The 16,225-nt window shown below is 57.4% G+C and carries 14 protein-coding genes; 10 read left to right on the forward strand and 4 right to left on the reverse strand.

Annotated features, from left to right (window positions below; genetic code table 11):
• The first annotated feature begins 10 nt into the window (after window positions 1-10).
• The 6 genes from AC07UI_RS03415 to AC07UI_RS03440 all read left to right on the forward strand — a co-directional run bounded on the left by AC07UI_RS03415 (window position 11) and on the right by AC07UI_RS03440 (window position 7,048).
• Window positions 11-616, forward strand: a complete 606-nt coding sequence (locus AC07UI_RS03415; RefSeq protein WP_494991138.1) for a c-type cytochrome — start codon at window positions 11-13, stop codon at window positions 614-616.
• 198 nt (window positions 617-814) lie between these two features.
• A complete protein-coding gene (locus AC07UI_RS03420; protein ID WP_494991139.1) occupies window positions 815-1,444 on the forward strand; it encodes a thiol:disulfide interchange protein DsbA/DsbL in 630 nt (209 codons plus the stop codon).
• A gap of 12 nt (window positions 1,445-1,456) precedes the next feature.
• A complete protein-coding gene (locus tag AC07UI_RS03425; RefSeq protein ID WP_494991140.1) occupies window positions 1,457-2,335 on the forward strand; it encodes an endonuclease/exonuclease/phosphatase family protein in 879 nt (292 codons plus the stop codon).
• Entirely contained in the window at window positions 2,332-4,470 is a 2,139-nt protein-coding gene (locus AC07UI_RS03430) for a GGDEF domain-containing protein (RefSeq protein WP_494991141.1), read from the forward strand. Before AC07UI_RS03425 ends, AC07UI_RS03430 begins: the two co-directional genes overlap by 4 nt.
• Window positions 4,471-4,573: 103 nt before the next feature.
• Window positions 4,574-5,353 carry an N-acetylmuramoyl-L-alanine amidase gene (locus AC07UI_RS03435; protein WP_494991142.1) on the forward strand — a complete coding sequence of 260 codons (780 nt, stop codon included), beginning with the start codon at window positions 4,574-4,576 and terminating at the stop codon, window positions 5,351-5,353.
• A 75-nt stretch (window positions 5,354-5,428) separates the two neighbouring features.
• The gene (locus AC07UI_RS03440; RefSeq protein WP_494991183.1) at window positions 5,429-7,048 is read left to right on the forward strand and encodes an EAL domain-containing protein; all 1,620 of its coding nucleotides are present in this window, start codon (window positions 5,429-5,431) and stop codon (window positions 7,046-7,048) included.
• Between the two features lie 15 nt (window positions 7,049-7,063).
• Here the strand turns inward: AC07UI_RS03440 and AC07UI_RS03445 are convergent, their stop codons facing one another.
• On the reverse strand, window positions 7,064-8,857 hold the full coding sequence (locus tag AC07UI_RS03445; protein ID WP_494991143.1) for an ATP-binding protein: 1,794 nt from the start codon (window positions 8,855-8,857) through the stop codon (window positions 7,064-7,066).
• A 10-nt stretch (window positions 8,858-8,867) separates the two neighbouring features.
• Window positions 8,868-10,214: a sigma-54-dependent response regulator transcription factor AlgB gene (gene algB / locus AC07UI_RS03450; protein ID WP_494991144.1), complete on the reverse strand. Its 1,347-nt coding sequence runs from the start codon at window positions 10,212-10,214 to the stop codon at window positions 8,868-8,870.
• Between the two features lie 429 nt (window positions 10,215-10,643).
• Between algB and AC07UI_RS03455 the strand changes: the two genes are divergently transcribed.
• From AC07UI_RS03455 to AC07UI_RS03470, 4 genes are all read left to right on the forward strand, one after another.
• A complete protein-coding gene (locus AC07UI_RS03455) occupies window positions 10,644-10,931 on the forward strand; it encodes a hypothetical protein (protein WP_494991145.1) in 288 nt (95 codons plus the stop codon).
• An 80-nt stretch (window positions 10,932-11,011) separates the two neighbouring features.
• Window positions 11,012-11,176 (forward strand): DUF1328 domain-containing protein, encoded by a 165-nt coding sequence (locus AC07UI_RS03460; RefSeq protein ID WP_494991146.1) that lies wholly within the window; start codon window positions 11,012-11,014, stop codon window positions 11,174-11,176.
• 742 nt (window positions 11,177-11,918) lie between these two features.
• A complete protein-coding gene (gene gltP / locus AC07UI_RS03465; RefSeq protein ID WP_494991147.1) occupies window positions 11,919-13,250 on the forward strand; it encodes a glutamate/aspartate:proton symporter GltP in 1,332 nt (443 codons plus the stop codon).
• A gap of 104 nt (window positions 13,251-13,354) precedes the next feature.
• A complete protein-coding gene (locus tag AC07UI_RS03470; RefSeq protein ID WP_494991148.1) occupies window positions 13,355-14,584 on the forward strand; it encodes a nucleoside recognition domain-containing protein in 1,230 nt (409 codons plus the stop codon).
• A 48-nt stretch (window positions 14,585-14,632) separates the two neighbouring features.
• Here AC07UI_RS03470 and AC07UI_RS03475 read toward each other — a convergent pair whose 3' ends face one another.
• On the reverse strand, window positions 14,633-15,289 hold the full coding sequence (locus AC07UI_RS03475; RefSeq protein WP_494991149.1) for an ABC-type transport auxiliary lipoprotein family protein: 657 nt from the start codon (window positions 15,287-15,289) through the stop codon (window positions 14,633-14,635).
• On the reverse strand, window positions 15,286-16,224 hold the full coding sequence (locus AC07UI_RS03480; RefSeq protein WP_494991150.1) for an MlaD family protein: 939 nt from the start codon (window positions 16,222-16,224) through the stop codon (window positions 15,286-15,288). The genes AC07UI_RS03475 and AC07UI_RS03480 overlap by 4 nt, the downstream gene beginning before the upstream one ends.
• Between the last annotated feature and the right edge of the window lies 1 nt (window position 16,225).

Genomic DNA, 16,225 nt, shown 5'->3' on the forward strand with positions numbered 1-16,225 from the left:
GGATTAGCTGATGAACAAATTGATCGTGAGTCTGCTGTTGACCCTGGGGATCTCCGGCATTGCCCATGCTGCAGGCGATGCGACTGCTGGTCAGGCGAAAGCCGCAGTATGTGGCGCCTGTCATGGCCCGGATGGCAATAGCATGGCGCCCAACTTTCCAAAACTGGCGGGTCAGGGCGAACGCTACCTGAACAAGCAATTGCACGACATCAAGTCCGGCAAGCGCACCGTCCTGGAAATGACCGGCCTGCTGACCAACCTGAGCGATCAGGATCTGGCTGATCTCTCGGCCTACTTCGCCAGCCAGAAGGGCAGCGTTGGCGCAGCAGACCCGAAAGTCGTGGCTCGCGGTGAAGAGTTGTTCCGTGGCGGCAAGCTGGACCAGGGCATGCCTTCGTGCACCGGTTGCCACTCGCCTAACGGTGCAGGCAACACCGCTGCTGCTTTCCCGCACCTGGGTGGCCAGCACGCTCAATACATCGCCAAGCAACTGACCGATTTCCGTGAAGGTAACCGTACCAACGACGGTGACACGAAGATCATGCAAAGCATCGCGTCCAAATTGAGCAACAAGGACATCGAAGCAGTGTCCAGCTATATTCAAGGCCTGCACTAAGGGTGGATCAATTGACGTTGTGCATGACTTACATCTTTTGCAATGTTAACGCTCTATTAATCCATTGATGCAAGCATAAAAAGGGTGGCTTTGGCCGCCCTTTTTTGTGGCTGCTGCCGTTACACTAGAAATCAAGCCCGACTGGGCCTGTCTGAGTGCAGGTCGCATGAGGCGACCTTATTTGTCCAGGAGTAAAGCATGCGTAATCTGATTCTCAGCGCCGCATTCGTCACAGCCAGTCTGTTTGGCATAACCGCCCAAGCTGCCGAGCCGCTTGAAGCTGGTAAACAATATGTCGAATTGAGCAGCGCCGTTCCGGTTGCCATACCTGGCAAGATCGAAGTAGTGGAGCTGTTCTGGTACGGCTGCCCGCATTGCTACGCGTTCGAGCCAACCATCAATCCCTGGGTTGAAAAGCTCCCTGCCGATGTGAACTTCGTACGTATTCCGGCCATGTTCGGCGGTATCTGGAACGTTCACGGCCAGTTGTTCATTACCCTGGAAGCCATGGGCGTGGAGCACAAGGTTCACAAAGCGGTCTTCGACGCGATCCACGGTGGCAAGAAACTCGCGACTCCAGAAGAAATGGCCGAGTTCCTGGCGACCGAAGGCGTCGACAAGGATAAATTCCTGAGCACCTACAATTCCTTCGCCGTTAAAGGCAAGGTTGAAGATGCCAAGAAGAAGGCTCAGGCCTATCAGATCTCCGGTGTACCGACCATGGTCGTCAACGGCAAGTACCGCTTCGACCTCGGCACTGCCGGTGGCCCTGAAGGCGCCTTGAGCGTGGCTGACCAGTTAATCTCCAAGGAGCGCGCCGCTAAGTAAGCGGCGCCCACCATGCGCCGCTGGGGTACTGAGCGTGTCGTTGGCCTGCATGACCCGCAGGTCAACGCGCATCATCTGGAGTCGACGGGCTTGCCCGCAGACAGTCGTCTGCGTTTGCTCAGTTTCAATATTCAGGTTGGTATCAGCACCGAGCGTTATCGGCATTATCTGACCCGTGGCTGGCAGCATCTGTTGCCGCACACCGGGCGAGCAGACAATCTGCAAAAGATCGGCAATCTGCTGGGCGATTTCGATCTGGTCGCCTTGCAGGAAGCCGATGGCGGCAGCCTGCGGTCGGGCTACGTCAACCAGGTCGAGCACCTGGCCCAACTCGGCGCCTTTCCTTACTGGTATCAACAGCTCAATCGCAATCTCGGTCGCTTGGGGCAGCACAGCAATGGTGTGCTCAGCCGCTTGCGTCCGTGGGTTATCGAAGATCATCCATTGCCGGGTCCGAAGGGCCGTGGTGCGATTCTGGTGCGCTTCGGCGAGGGACCGGAAGCGTTGGTGGTGGTGATGATGCATCTGGCGCTGGGTGCCCGTACCCGAACCCGACAGCTGGCCTATATTCGCGAATTGATTGCTGGGTACAAACACCAGGTGCTGATGGGTGATATGAATACCCATGCCGGCGACTTGCTGCAAAGTTCCCCATTGCGCGATCTGGGTCTGCTCGCGCCACAGCTTGAGGCGACGTTTCCCAGTTGGCGCCCGCAACGATGCCTCGATCACATTCTGCTCAGCCCGAGCCTGACCCTTGAACGGGTCGAGGTGCTGGCTCAACCCATTTCCGATCACTTGCCGGTCGCGGTAGAGATTCGGCTGCCGGGTTCGCTTACGGCTGACGCATTGCCCGCATTGAGTCTTGTCCCTCGCGGATCCCTTGAATGAGCGACGAAGCGCAGCGCTGGAAAGAAAAGTACCTCAAGAGCATCGAGCAGCAAGAGAAGCTCGAGCGCCGATGGGATGCCCGCCTTGATTTGCTTCGCCGAGGGTTGGTTCGCAGCACGCTGGCGGCGGAGGGCACTGACCGGGCCGTTGACCAGTGTATGAAGGAAATGCGTGAGGCTATTCGCACGGACGATATGGACGCGGCTTTGGCAGCGTTGCTGCCACGCCTGGAAAAAGCCGTGCTCGATTCCGAGCAGCGCCGGGAAACGCGCGTTGATCAAATGGGAGCAGCGCTGACTGCTCTGGTCACTCAATTACAAGCCTTGCCGCTGCCTCGAGAAGTGAGTCGGCCGCTCAAGAACTTTGCCCGGCAACTGGATGGGCGTGTCAGCCAGGCCCGTGAAATCCCCTTGCTGCTTGGTGAGCTGAGCGGCTTGCAAGGCCGGGCGCTGAGCTTGCTGGAGAACCCTGAAGAGCCGAATCGTCCCGGCTTGTTGCAACGTCTGTTCGGTGGGCGGGAAACCGCGGACGTTGTGCCGCAGGCTAATGCTTGCTTGGTGGCGTTACCAGGTTCGAATCCCGCTGAACAGATTCAGATGCAGGCCGTCGAGACGACGCTTGAGCCTGTTCGTGACTATTTCCAGCCTGTTCCTGTCGCTCCAAGCGTTGTGGCGATCACGCAGGAAGTGCCGTTGCCGGCCGTAGAAATGCCGGTATCCGTGGTTTCAGTGGTCGAGTCGGTTTCGAATCCAGAGCTGACTGATAAAAAACCACACAGCGAAGTGCAGGCTTTTATCCCTCCAGTGCTGGAGTCAGAAGGGCTGAGGGCTCCTCAACTGTCAGGAGTCGAAGAACTCGTCGCTGCACCGCAACCGACTCTGACTGCCAGCCCCGAAGACTCACTCGCTCAGGTTGATATCAATCCTGACGAACTGATATCCCCTGTGCCCTCGGAAACCAGACACGAAACACCTGACCTCCTCGACAGCCTGCCTTCGCCGTCAGCTACGGCGCAGGCGTCGGTGGCCTTTGATCCAGAGCAGCCTGAGCAGGATGTCCACTACGCCTTGCCTGATTCACCAGAGCCTTCTTACAGCTCGGTGGCCAGGCACATAGAAGACACGCTGCTGGGTCTGCTCGACGACTTGTCCCTGCCCGAGCGCCACCGACCGCAAGCCGAGGCCATGCGTGATCGACTGCAAAACGGTCTGAACTGGTACGAACTGCTACCAATCCTCGACGATTTGGCCGTCTTGATGCTGGCGATCACCAACAGTGGACAACATGAGTTTGAGGTTTACCTCAAGCAGCTCAACGAGCGGCTCGAGTCATTTCAAAGCAATCTGCAGGCGGCCAGCGACGGTCATGCGGACAGCCGTTCAGCTGCGCGAGAAATGGATACCCAGATCCGCGAACAGGTCGATGGCTTGCAGAGCAGCGTTCAAGATGCGGCAGACCTGGACAGCCTCAAGCATGTGTTGGAGAACCACCTTGAGGGTTTGCTCGGCACCATGGATCAGCACCGCAAGCAACGCGATCAGCGTGAGCAAGAGGTCGCCGGGCGTCTGCAAGGGCTGGCCGAACGCGTGGCAAGCATGGAGCAAGAGGCTCAGGGCTATCGCGAGCACCTTGAGGAGCAACGGCAGAAGGCGCTGATTGATCCGTTGACCGGCCTGCCCAACCGAGCTGCTTGGGGGGAGCGACTGGATCACGAAGTTGCTCAATGGCAGCAGAATGGCAACACACTTCTGTTGGCAATGCTCGATCTGGACCACTTCAAGCGAATCAACGATCACTATGGCCATCTGGCTGGTGACAAGGTTCTGAAAATCATTGCCGGCGTCCTGCGCAAGCGTATGCGCGGCTCGGACTTCATCGCCCGATTTGGTGGTGAAGAATTTGTCCTGTTGGCTCCCAATACCTCATTGCCGTTGGGTTCAAAACTTGCCGAAACGCTGCGGGCAGCCATTGAGGCTTGCCCGTTTCACTTCAAAGGTGAGCGGGTAACGATAACCGTCTCCATGGGCATGACGGCATTCAAACCGGGTGAGCGCAGCGAAATGGTGCTTAAAAGAGCCGATCAGGCGCTTTACCGCGCCAAAGATGCCGGGCGTAACAGGGTGGAACTGGGCTGATCCCGATTGTTCCATTTTGTTTAATCTCGGGCTTTTGCCGGTCCATCCAGAGGGCAATACGTTACACTGTTGCATTACTGTCTTCAGCGTACTGCACACTGCCATGAAATTTTACTCTCTCGTCCTGTCGCTTCTTGTGTTGGCCGGCTGCGCCAGCGGGCCTCGACTCGACACCCGTCATCCTTCGGTCAATTACGATAACCGTGTTCAGTTCGTGGTGGTGCATTACACCAACGCTTCTCTGGAACGCTCGCTGGCACTGTTGACCCATGGCGACGTCAGCAGTCATTACCTGATTGGCGACAACAATCCGCCGACTATCTATAAGTTGGTTGATGAAAACCTGCGGGCCTGGCATGCCGGGGAAAGTGAATGGCAAGGCCGGACCTGGTTGAACTCCAGCTCCATCGGCATCGAAATCGTCAATCCGGGCTACCGCGAGACACCGACTGGCCGCGTCTGGTATCCGTATACCGAGGGTCAGGTCCAGGCGTTGATCGTTCTGCTCAAGGACATCAGCAAGCGCAACAACATCGACCCGCGCCATATCATCGGGCATAGCGATATCGCTCCATTGCGTAAACTCGACCCGGGCCCGTTGTTCCCCTGGAAGCGTCTGGCTGACGAGGGGCTGGTGATCTGGCCGAACGCTCAGGCCGTGGCACGCCAGCAAGCATTGTTTGCGGCTGAACTACCGAGCATCACCTGGTTTCAGGAAGAGCTGGCTCGTCTGGGCTATACCACGCCGCAAACCGGCCAACTGGATGTCGCGACCCGTCATGTACTGGCGGCGTTCCAGATGCATTATCGACCGTCACGCTTCGACGGTATGCCAGACGCGGAAAGTGCAGCAATTCTGCAGGTCTTGAACCAGACAAAATAATGACGCCGCCCGACGGTCCGGGCGACTTCTCAATCAGTTGCTATAACTCATTGGTAATCCTTTGGATATTCAATGATGCCGGCCGCTGGCGAGACGCTACATAGTTGGTTTCATCGCCCGTGGTTTCTGGCGATGCTGGCGGCTGTGCTCAGCGCGGCGTTGTTACTGCTGGGCAGTCTGGGCGTGGCGCTGCATCAGGTGCAACAACGCGAAAGCGAGCAGATGAATGCTCAGGGCGAGCGTTTTCTTGAGCGTCTTGAGCAACTGTTCGGCCAATTGCGTGAAGGTCTCGATGAGCTGGAAGCCCAACCATTGCGTGGATGCAATGCTGAAATGGTCGCGACATTGCAAAAGATCAGCTTCAGTTACCGCTTCGTTTATGAAGCGGCTTATATCGATGCCACTCAGTCCTGCTCAAACCGGCCGCGCCAGGACACCCTTTCTTCTCCGGGGCCTCCAGACATCAAGGGGCCGACCTACAGTTACTGGTTGAATACCTCGACAGAACCTAATGAAAACCGTGCAGCATTGATGCTCGGACGGGGCAACTTTCGTGTGGCGACCTCCCGAGGTCATTTGACCGATATGGTCGACCTGCACCCGGGCAGCAGCTTGCTGGTAGTGCTCGACCATGGCACCAGAGCGATCCCGGTACTGGGCGCGGCTCAACCCTGGCCACCGATCCAGCCGTGGCCTCCAGTGAGCCGTGACGCCCTTCAGGTCACGCAAGACCAACTGATTTACCGAATGCCGACCAACAACCCGGAGTACCAGCTTGTACTCATGACCCCGCGTACAAGTTTGCAAGTGGAAATGACTACGGCATGGCGCTGGTTGTTACCGATAAGTCTTCTATTAGCGATTTTTATCGGGTGGCTGGTCTTACAGTTGGCTCGCCAGCGTCAGTCATTGGGTGGCGAGTTACAGGGCGCTCTGCGTCGTAACGAGTTGCAGGTCTTGTACCAGCCGATTTTCGAGCTCAGCAGTCGTCAATGTGTCGGCGCCGAAGCACTGCTGCGTTGGCGTCGGCCAGACGGCACATTGACCAGCCCGGATCTGTTTATCCCTATGGCGGAAAATACCGGGCAAATCCGACAGATCACCGATTTCGTGCTGCAGCGTTTGCTTGAGCAGTTAGGCCAGCTGTTACGCGCCAATCCGCATCTCTACATCTCGGTCAATCTGGCGGCCTGCGATGTGATGGTTCCGCGCATCGGGCAGGTTATGGCCCGTTTATTGACCATGCATCGGGTCGCAGCGCGACAGATTGCCTTTGAGGTTACCGAGCGTGGCCTGATCGACGTGGTCGTCGCGCGGGACAACCTGCAGGCCTTGCGCGATGCCGGGCATCAAGTGCTGATCGATGATTTCGGCACGGGCTATTGCAGCCTTGCGTATCTGCAAACCCTGCCTGTGGACTGTTTGAAAATCGATAAAGCTTTTATCGATGCCTTGGGGCACGATGCTGCCAGCAGCGGAGTGGCGCCGCATATCATTCGCATGGCGCATGCCTTGCAACTCAAGGTGATTGCCGAAGGGATCGAATATGAAGCACAGGCCTCGCTGTTGAGTAGTGAGGGTGTGAATTACGGGCAGGGTTGGCTGTTTGCCCATGCCCTGAGCGCTGTGCAGTTCATTGAGTTGATCACCCGCGGTCGCCGGATGGCTGCGCGGCGACTGGATGATGAAGCCTGATTGTGCGCCGCGCGCCTACAAAGGAAGCGCCATGTAGAACTGCGAGCCCTGCCCCGGCCGTGAGTAGACGCCCATCCTCCCGCCGTGCAATTGCACGATTTCCTTGCACAACGCCAGGCCCAGGCCTGCGCCACCCTTCTTGCGACCGACCTGAACGAAGGGTTCGAAAATCCGCCCCTGTTGGCCGTAAGCGATGCCTTCGCCGTTGTCCTCGACGCTGATAATCACTCGCTCACCATGTCGGCGTGCTTGTAAGCGGACCTGGCCGTGCCGCGCGGTATGGCGTAGCGCATTGGCAATCAGGTTATCCAGCACCCGTTCCAGCTGTGGGTGGTCGACTTGTAGCCTGGGTAGCTGTGTTTGAACCTCCACCAACAACTCGATGTCTTGCTCGTGGGCTTGCTCTGCGAAGCGAGCTTGAGCGTGTTCGAGCAGTTCATCGATGGCGCAGGGCACAAGGGTGAGCTTTTGCAGGCCGTTCTGATAACGTGAGAAGTTCAGCAGGTCGTTGATCAGCTGCATCAAACGCTGCATTTCTTCGTTGACGGTGTTTAGCAGGTCGGCTTCGCGAGAGTCATCAGCAAAATGCACGCGTTCCTGAAGTAAGCCAAAGGCCATGTGCATACCGGTGACCGGTGTGCGCAGCTCATGTGAGGCACGTAACACGAATTCACTTCGGACCCGTTCGAAGGCCCGCTGCTCGGTGACGTCATGCAGCACCATGACCGCGCCAAGAATGTGCCCTTGGGTGTTGTGGCTGACCGGTGTCAGGCTGTAGGTCAGCAGCCGCGATTCGCCATCAACCTCGATACTCAAGTCCTCAGGCGCCCGTTCCAGACTGCCGCCACGCAGGATCAGTTGCAGTTGCTCATCGAGCTCCGCGCGTTCAAGGGCGCTGCCCAATCCCTGACCCAGACGATCTTTGTCCCAGCCCAATTGCCGTTGCGCTACTGGGTTGAGATGTTCCAGACGGCCCTGGCGGTCGATCATCAGCAAGCCGTCATCGATGCTGTCGAGTACCGCTTGCAAGCGTTGCTGGCCGGCGAGTAACTCATCGACGTTGGTGGCCTGATGCTGACGCAGGGCTTCGGCCATGATCCCGAAACGGCGGGTCAACAGGTTCATTTCCGCCACCGCCGATATGGGCAGCGTCACGTCGAAATTCCCTTGACCGATATTGTCCGCAGCCTTGGCCAGCGCCTCGATAGGGGCACCGAAGCGTCGGGCAATGCCGTGGGCAGTAATGAAACCGATGATCAAGACCGCCAATCCCACCAGCCCGAGCAATCCTGAAATCAATAGTGCGCGCTCGCGAGTCTGGTACTGGGCTTCATTGATGCTATCCAGTGTCAGTTTGTGTTCGGTGATCAGGCCGTTGCGCAGCACATTGAATTTTTCGGTCAGATTATGGCTGCCGGTCAGGCTGCCCGAGAGATCCCGAGAGTGGCCGAATGCTTCGAGAAATTTCAGGTAGTCAGCTCGGGCCTGGCTGAAGCCGGTGTGCTGGCCACCGGTGCTTTGCTCGTGCTGGATGCCTTGATCGAGCAGCTCGAAGTAATGTTGCCTGGATGCCTCCAACGCCGCCAGGTCAGGTTTTTCGTTGAGCATGATGATCAACTGGTCGTCCAGGGTCTGTCGCAGTTTGAGTCCCAGATCAAGGGTGATGAAGTCGTTGTGGATCAGCGAATCCTGGGTACTGGCCATCTGTATGATGCCCATGAACCCGAGCAGAAGCCCAAGCAGGGCGACGGTGATCAGCGCCGAGATACTCAGAAACAGCCGAGTATGCAGTTTCATCGCGAGCTTCATGGGGCGCCGCTCATAGGTTGTACTGTTTGCGTTTTCGGTACAGCGTCGAAGCATCGATGCCGAGGGTTTTGGCGGCTTGATCAAGGGTGTCGCTAGTGGCCAGCACTGCGCCGATATGGGCTTTCTCCAACTCGTCCAGGCTTAACGCCGCACCAATCCGCGGAGCGTTGCTGGTCGCTTGTTCGGCCATGCCCAGATGGTTGATTTCTACCCGTTCCTGAGGGCAAATGATGCTCGCGCGCTCGACCACATTGCGTAATTCGCGGATGTTGCCCGGCCAGCGATAGTTGAGCAGTGCTTCGCGCGCTTCATCGCTGAAGCCGCGCGCCGGGCGCGCGTATTCCTTGACGAAGCGGGCCAGAAAGCGATCCGCCAGGGTCAGAATGTCTTCACTGCGCTCACGCAGCGGCGGCAGGTGCAAGGTGATGACATTGAGCCGGTACAGAAGGTCCTCACGAAAACGTCCGTCACGGACCATGTCTTCGAGATTGAGGTTGGTCGCGGCGAGGATGCGCACGTCCGCGCGACGGGTCACCGGGTCGCCGACGCGTTCGTATTCCTTGTCCTGAATAAATCGCAACAGTTTGGGTTGCAAGGTCAGCGGGAAGTCGCCAATTTCGTCGAGGAACAGTGTCCCGCCATCGGCCTGGTTGACCCGTCCGAGGGTGCTTTCGCTGGCCCCGGTAAAAGCCCCGCGGCTGTGGCCGAACATCTCGCTTTCCATCAGCTCGGCGCTCAGCGACGGACAGTTGATGGTGACGCAGGATTTCTTCGCGCGTTTGCTCCAGCCATGAATGGCTTGGGACAGCTCGCCTTTACCGGTGCCGGATTCGCCAAGAATCAGAATGTTGGCATCGGTACCGGCGACCTGGCGTGCGGTTTCCAGTACCACTTTCATCGCCGGGCTGTGAGAGTCCAGGCCGTCCCTGGATTTGCGTATTTCCCCTTCGAGCGCTTCCAGGCGCGCCGAGAGCTGGCGCATTTCCAGTTGCTTGGCAGTGGCAAGGCGCAATTGGTCCGGGCTGCAGGGCTTGACCAGGTAATCCGCGGCACCGGCCTGGATCGCATCGACTGCGGTATCCACCGCCGAGTGGGCGGTGACGATCACCACACGCATCCACGGTGCTTGAATGCGCATCTGCGCGAGCACATCGAGGCCATTGTCTTCACCCAACCGCAGGTCGAGGAAACACAGGTCAAACACCTGACGTTGTAATAAGGCGTCGGCTTGGGCTGCGCTGTTGGCAGTGGCTACGGTATAGCCTTCGTCTTCCAGGCAGAAACGGAAGGTGCGCAGGATGGCGGACTCATCATCTACCAGAAGAATACGGCCTTGATGTTCCGTGGCTGATTCCATTTCCCACGCTCCATTAGTGAGTCATCTTATTTAGTCCCGGAAAAATCGGGCAAGTTGCATGGTCGATTCTGATTGATTCCACTAGATGCAGGTTAGCGACCTATTGATTTGTTTATAACGTGCTGATTAATAAGGGTTTTATGTAGAAGCCTGATTGCTCCTTGACCCTCCCTTCTGACATCCACCGCTATCTTCCGGCTCCAGGGCTTTTCAATTCCCTCCCTATGGATCGTGCATTACGCACGACCCATAGGGAGTCATCGTGCAAGATGCGTTTGAAAGCACTTTTGTAACGTTTATAACCTACTGATTTGTTTAACTTATTGTGAAATGAAAGCTGGCATGCAGGCTGCAACAGTTTGAATAGCCAAAGGCGCTATTGAAGGGCGCCTTCTTCCGAATGACCACCCGTATGGGAGGAGCTTGAGGATGAATCGCCAACGTCTCGCCCAAATGCATATTTCACTACTGCATATACAGCAAGGACTGTTTGCAAGTTTGGCACTGCTTGTCATGCTCATTGGTGGTCAGCAGTTTCAGCGTTGGGGTCAGAGCCAGCAGGAAATGGCGCTGCGTTTGCCACCTCAATACACAAACCAAATGCATTTCAGCGCGCTCAGCGGCCAGTTTGCTGACTCTGCCCCAGTGCACCTGATGGGTGTTGACCAGGCACAGGCAGTAGTTGAATCCATTCCTCAGGAGCGTTGGGTGTTTTAGGCATAAGACCGGCGTGGGGGAAGCTGCACCAGGAATCGCGATACAAGCAACACTCCATTAGACGCGTAAGGAGAATTGTTATGTTGAGCTGGGCAATCACATTCTTGATCATTGCCATTGTGGCTGCGGTGTTGGGCTTCGGTGGAATCGCGGGCACCGCCACGGGTATCGCCAAAATTCTCTTTGTCGTGTTCCTGGTGATGTTTATTGCGTCTTTCTTCTTTGGCCGTCGCGACCGAGGTTGAATACGAGCGTTTTGTTAAAGACACCGAGTTCTGCTCTGGAAAGAGGCCCTGGCTTCTTTCTATTTGCGCCACCCGATGAAGGCAGGCGTATGACCAAGGGGTCGGGACGTTCTGATTGATGTGGAATCGGAGTGACCTAGGGGTACAAGGGGTGCCTCCGTAAGGGCCGGGTCAGGAAAAGCTGCGCCGCAAGTTCACGAGTCGTTGAGGATTTCGCGGACCTGCGGCGCGCTTGAACACGCAAAGGCTTGTTCTAGAGCGATCCGCTGGATCCTCATGCGCTTATCCCCTGAAATGTCCTTTCTGCGTTTTTCTCAACCGGTTTACGGTGCTTTATCGCGACCGTATATCGAGAAACTCGTCTTTTATTCGGGCTCTGTTTTCGCTCCTAGGCGTAGGAAATTTCCCGGATTTCGTCGTTATTCATGCCGCCAATAAATCCCGCATATCGCCTGTAATGGCCGTCTCATGGCGCTTATGACTTCTTTAGTGTCGTATTCGAACCGGTTGGGACGATGGGTTTGTTCAAAAAAGCTCATGCCGATTCGGCATAGGGTAGGCGTTTACAGCATTAGACGCGCCTCTCTTGCATCGGAATAGTTGCGCCTTTTTCCGCCAGCCAGAGAGCCGTAAATGCTCGCTCGCGGTGATTTTTTACGGGGGCAGATGCACAGACTTTTCCGCACTTGAGCGTTCCAGTTCGCGCATCTTCCCGAGTCCACTTATAAGAAAGGGTAATGATATGAAGAAGGCAAAGCTTAGCCTCGCCTGGCAGATCCTCATCGGTCTGGTTTTGGGGATTGCAATTGGGGCGCTGCTCAACCATTTCAGTGCCGAAAAAGCCTGGTGGATCAGCAACGTCCTGCAACCGGCGGGCGATATCTTTATCCGGCTGATCAAAATGATCGTGATTCCGATCGTGATCTCCTCGCTGGTCGTCGGTATTGCCGGCGTGGGTGATGCGAAGAAGCTCGGGCGCATCGGTCTCAAGACCATCCTTTACTTTGAAATTGTCACCACCATCGCCATTCTGGTGGGGTTGGTGCTGGCCAACCTGTTTCACCCAGGCTCGGGCATCGACATGAGCACCCTGGGTACTGTGGATATCTCCAAGTACCAGGCGACCGCAGCCGAGGTTCAGCATCAACACGCGTTCATCGAAACCATCCTCAACCTGATTCCATCGAACATTTTTGCCGCCATGGCGCGTGGCGAGATGCTGCCGATCATCTTCTTCTCCGTACTGTTCGGTCTCGGTCTGTCGAGCCTGCAATCGGATCTGCGCGAACCGCTGGTGAAGATGTTCCAGGGCGTGTCGGAAAGCATGTTCAAAGTCACCCACATGATCATGAGCTACGCCCCGATTGGCGTTTTCGCACTGATCGCGGTGACTGTTGCCAACTTCGGTTTCGCTTCCCTGCTGCCGCTGGCCAAGCTGGTGATCCTGGTCTACGTGGCAATCGCCTTTTTCGCCTTCGTGGTACTGGGCCTGGTTGCTCGTCTGTTCGGCTTCTCGGTGATCAAGCTGATGCGCATCTTCAAAGATGAGCTGGTACTCGCCTACTCCACTGCCAGCTCGGAAACCGTGCTGCCGCGAGTGATCGAGAAGATGGAAGCCTACGGCGCGCCGAAAGCCATTTGCAGCTTCGTAGTGCCGACCGGCTACTCCTTCAACCTTGACGGTTCGACCCTGTATCAAAGCATCGCGGCGATCTTCATCGCGCAGCTGTACGGCATCGATCTGTCCATCAGCCAGCAATTACTGCTGGTGCTGACCCTGATGGTTACCTCCAAAGGTATCGCCGGTGTGCCGGGTGTGTCCTTCGTGGTGCTGCTGGCGACCCTGGGCAGTGTCGGCATTCCATTGGAAGGTCTGGCGTTCATCGCGGGTGTCGACCGCATCATGGATATGGCCCGTACTGCGCTGAACGTGATCGGCAACGCCCTCGCTGTATTGGTCATCTCCCGTTGGGAAGGCATGTACGACGACGCCAAGGGCGAGCGCTACTGGAACTCCCTGCCGCACTGGCGCAGCAAAGAGCCGTTGCCCAAGGGTGAAGTCTCCAACAGCTAAGCTCCTTCGAGCCACGCACCTACAACAAACCCCGGGAAACCGGGGTTTGTTGTTTCTGGTATCTGACCGCTATTATTCGCCGCATCTTTTGGGGGATTTAACTGATGCTCAACGGCCTATGGCTTGGCTTCTTCATCGTGGCTGCCGTTTCGGCACTGGCGCAGTGGCTGATTGGCGGTAATGCCGGGATATTCGCGGCGATGGTGGAAAGTATCTTCGCCATGGCCAAGTTGTCGGTGGATGTAATGGTTCTGCTGTTTGGCACCCTGACCCTCTGGCTGGGCTTTCTGCGGATCGCCGAAAAGGCCGGGATCGTCGACTGGCTGGCCAAGGTGCTGGGTCCACTGTTTCTGCGCCTGATGCCGGAAGTACCCGCTGGCCACCCGGCCATTGGTTTGATCACCCTGAACTTCGCCGCCAATGGCCTGGGCCTGGACAATGCGGCCACGCCGATCGGCTTGAAGGCCATGCGCGCCTTGCAGGAGCTCAACCCCAGCACGACCACGGCGAGCAACGCACAGATTCTGTTTCTGGTGCTGAACGCTTCATCGCTGACCCTGCTGCCCGTAACGATCTTCATGTACCGCGCGCAGCAAGGCGCTGCCGATCCAACACTGGTATTCCTGCCGATCTTGCTGGCCACCAGCGCCTCGACCCTGACGGGTTTGCTGTCGGTGGCAATCGTGCAGCGCTTGCGGCTGTGGGACCCGGTGGTGCTGGCTTATCTGATTCCAGGTGCGCTGGTGTTGGGCAGCTTCATGGCGTTGCTGGCGACGCTTTCCTCCACAGCTCTGGCAAGCCTCTCGTCGATTCTCGGTAATCTGACGATGTTCGGGCTGATCATGCTGTTCCTGGTGATTGGCGCGCTGCGCAAGGTCAAGGTTTACGAAGCGTTCGTCGAAGGCGCCAAGGAAGGCTTTGATGTCGCCAAGAACCTGCTGCCATATCTGGTGGCGATGCTCTGTGCGGTAGGCGTATTGCGGGCGTCGGGGGCGCTGGACTTTGGTCTGGACGGGATTCGTCACCTGGTGGCATGGGCCGGCTGGGACACGCGATTCGTCGACGCGTTGCCGACGGCGATGGTCAAACCCTTCTCTGGCAGCGCCGCTCGGGCAATGCTGATCGAAACCATGAAAACTCAGGGTGTGGACAGCTTCCCGGCACGGGCGGCGGCCGTCATTCAGGGCAGCACGGAAACCACCTTCTATGTGCTGGCAGTGTACTTCGGTGCCGTCAACATTCAGCGTGCTCGCCACGCCGTGGGCTGCGCGCTGCTGGCTGAATTTGCCGGTGTAGTGGCGGCAATCGGGGTGTGTTACTGGTTCTTTGGCTGAGCCGGAAAGCGAAAGCACACATGCCCCCGCAGCAGCTGCCGAAGGCTGCTACAAGGGGCTTGTGCCGCTCTTGATAACCAGAGCATGTCTCTGCCCCTGCTCTACTGCCCAGCTAATTACCTGGCCAGTCAGCTTGTCGCTGGCCTGACCGAAACCTGCGACCACCGCCGGGACTTTCGGATCGCTCAGCGGTTGACGCACTTCAAAGCGGCGGCTGGCGATGATCCGTTGATCATTGCCGCGCACCAGTCGTGCATCCAGGCGAACCACCACTTCCACGGCGCCACCCTGATACTCGGTCTGAAACGCCTGCAATTCCCCGCCTAACTCGAAATCAGCCTGCAGATTACTGTCGTCGGTACTGAGCAACTGCACCCGTCCGTCATGTTGAAAGGCGTCGAGCAGACGGTTGCGTAACAGGATTGGCGCCGGGTCGCTCCAGCGTGAAGCCTTGTAGCTGCTGATCAGATCGCCCTGTGGCACGACGGCAATTTTCGGACTGTTCAAGGTTTCGCTGGCTTGCGGTTTGGCCAGGCGCAATGACCATGGCAGCGCACTGCCGCGAGGCGTCGATGTGCTGCTCTGCGCCGTGGGTAGCCGATAGACATCGGCCGGTTCCGACTTGGGCAGGATCGAGCAGGCGCCGGTCAGCGCGAAGCTGGTGATCAGTGTGAGGTGGCCGACTACACGGCAGGCGAGCTTCATGGCGTGAACTCCTTGTTCTTGTCGCTGCCGAGCAGGTAACCACTGGGGTTGGCTTCCAGACGGTTGGAGATAGCTCGTAGCGAATTCAGGGTCTCGCGCAGTTCACGCACGGCCGGGGCCAACCCGTTCAATCCCTGCATACCGTTGTTGAGCGAGTCCTGATTGTCTGTCAGCAGTTTGTTGATGGTCGCGCTGCTCTGCTCCAGAGACTGCATGGCCTGTTTGGCACTGCCGAACATCTGCTTGCCCTGATCGTTGAGCAAACCGTTGGCATTGCGCATCAGTGTGGTGGTTTGTTCCAGGGTGGCACTGGCTTGTTTTCCTACAGAAACAAGCTGCTGCATGGTCTGGCGAATGTCTCCACGCTGATCGGCGATGGCTCCGGTAGTTTGCTCCAGATGCTCGAGAGTGCTGCTGATGCGCTCAACGTTATCTGGCGACATCATTTGGTTGGCGTTGTTAAGTAGCAAGTTGACGCTGCTAATCAGGTCATCGCTATTGGTCAGCAGCCGGGCAATCGGCGACGGCGAGGCGACGATCTCCGGCAGATTACCGTCGTGCCCTCTGAGTTCGGGGCTTTGCGGCGTACCACCGCTGAGCTGGATGATTGAGGTTCCGGTGATCCCGGTCAGGGCCAGTTTGGCCTGAGTGTCTTCCTTGATCGGGGTTTCGCCGCTCAGACGGATTCGCGCCAGCACCCGACGCGGGTCTTTCGGGTCCAGTCGCAGCGAGATCACGTCACCAACCTTGATTCCGCTGTACTGCACCGGGCTGCCCTTGGACAAGCCGCTGACCGCCTCATTGAAGACGATCTCGTAATCCTTGAATTCGGTGTCGACACTGGATTTGGCCAGCCACAGACCGAACAGCAAGGCGCCTACCACCACAATCACGGTGAACAGGCCGATTAATACATGATGGGCTCGGGTTTCCATG

The organism is Pseudomonas sp. GW821-FHT04C07, from assembly GCF_059420325.1.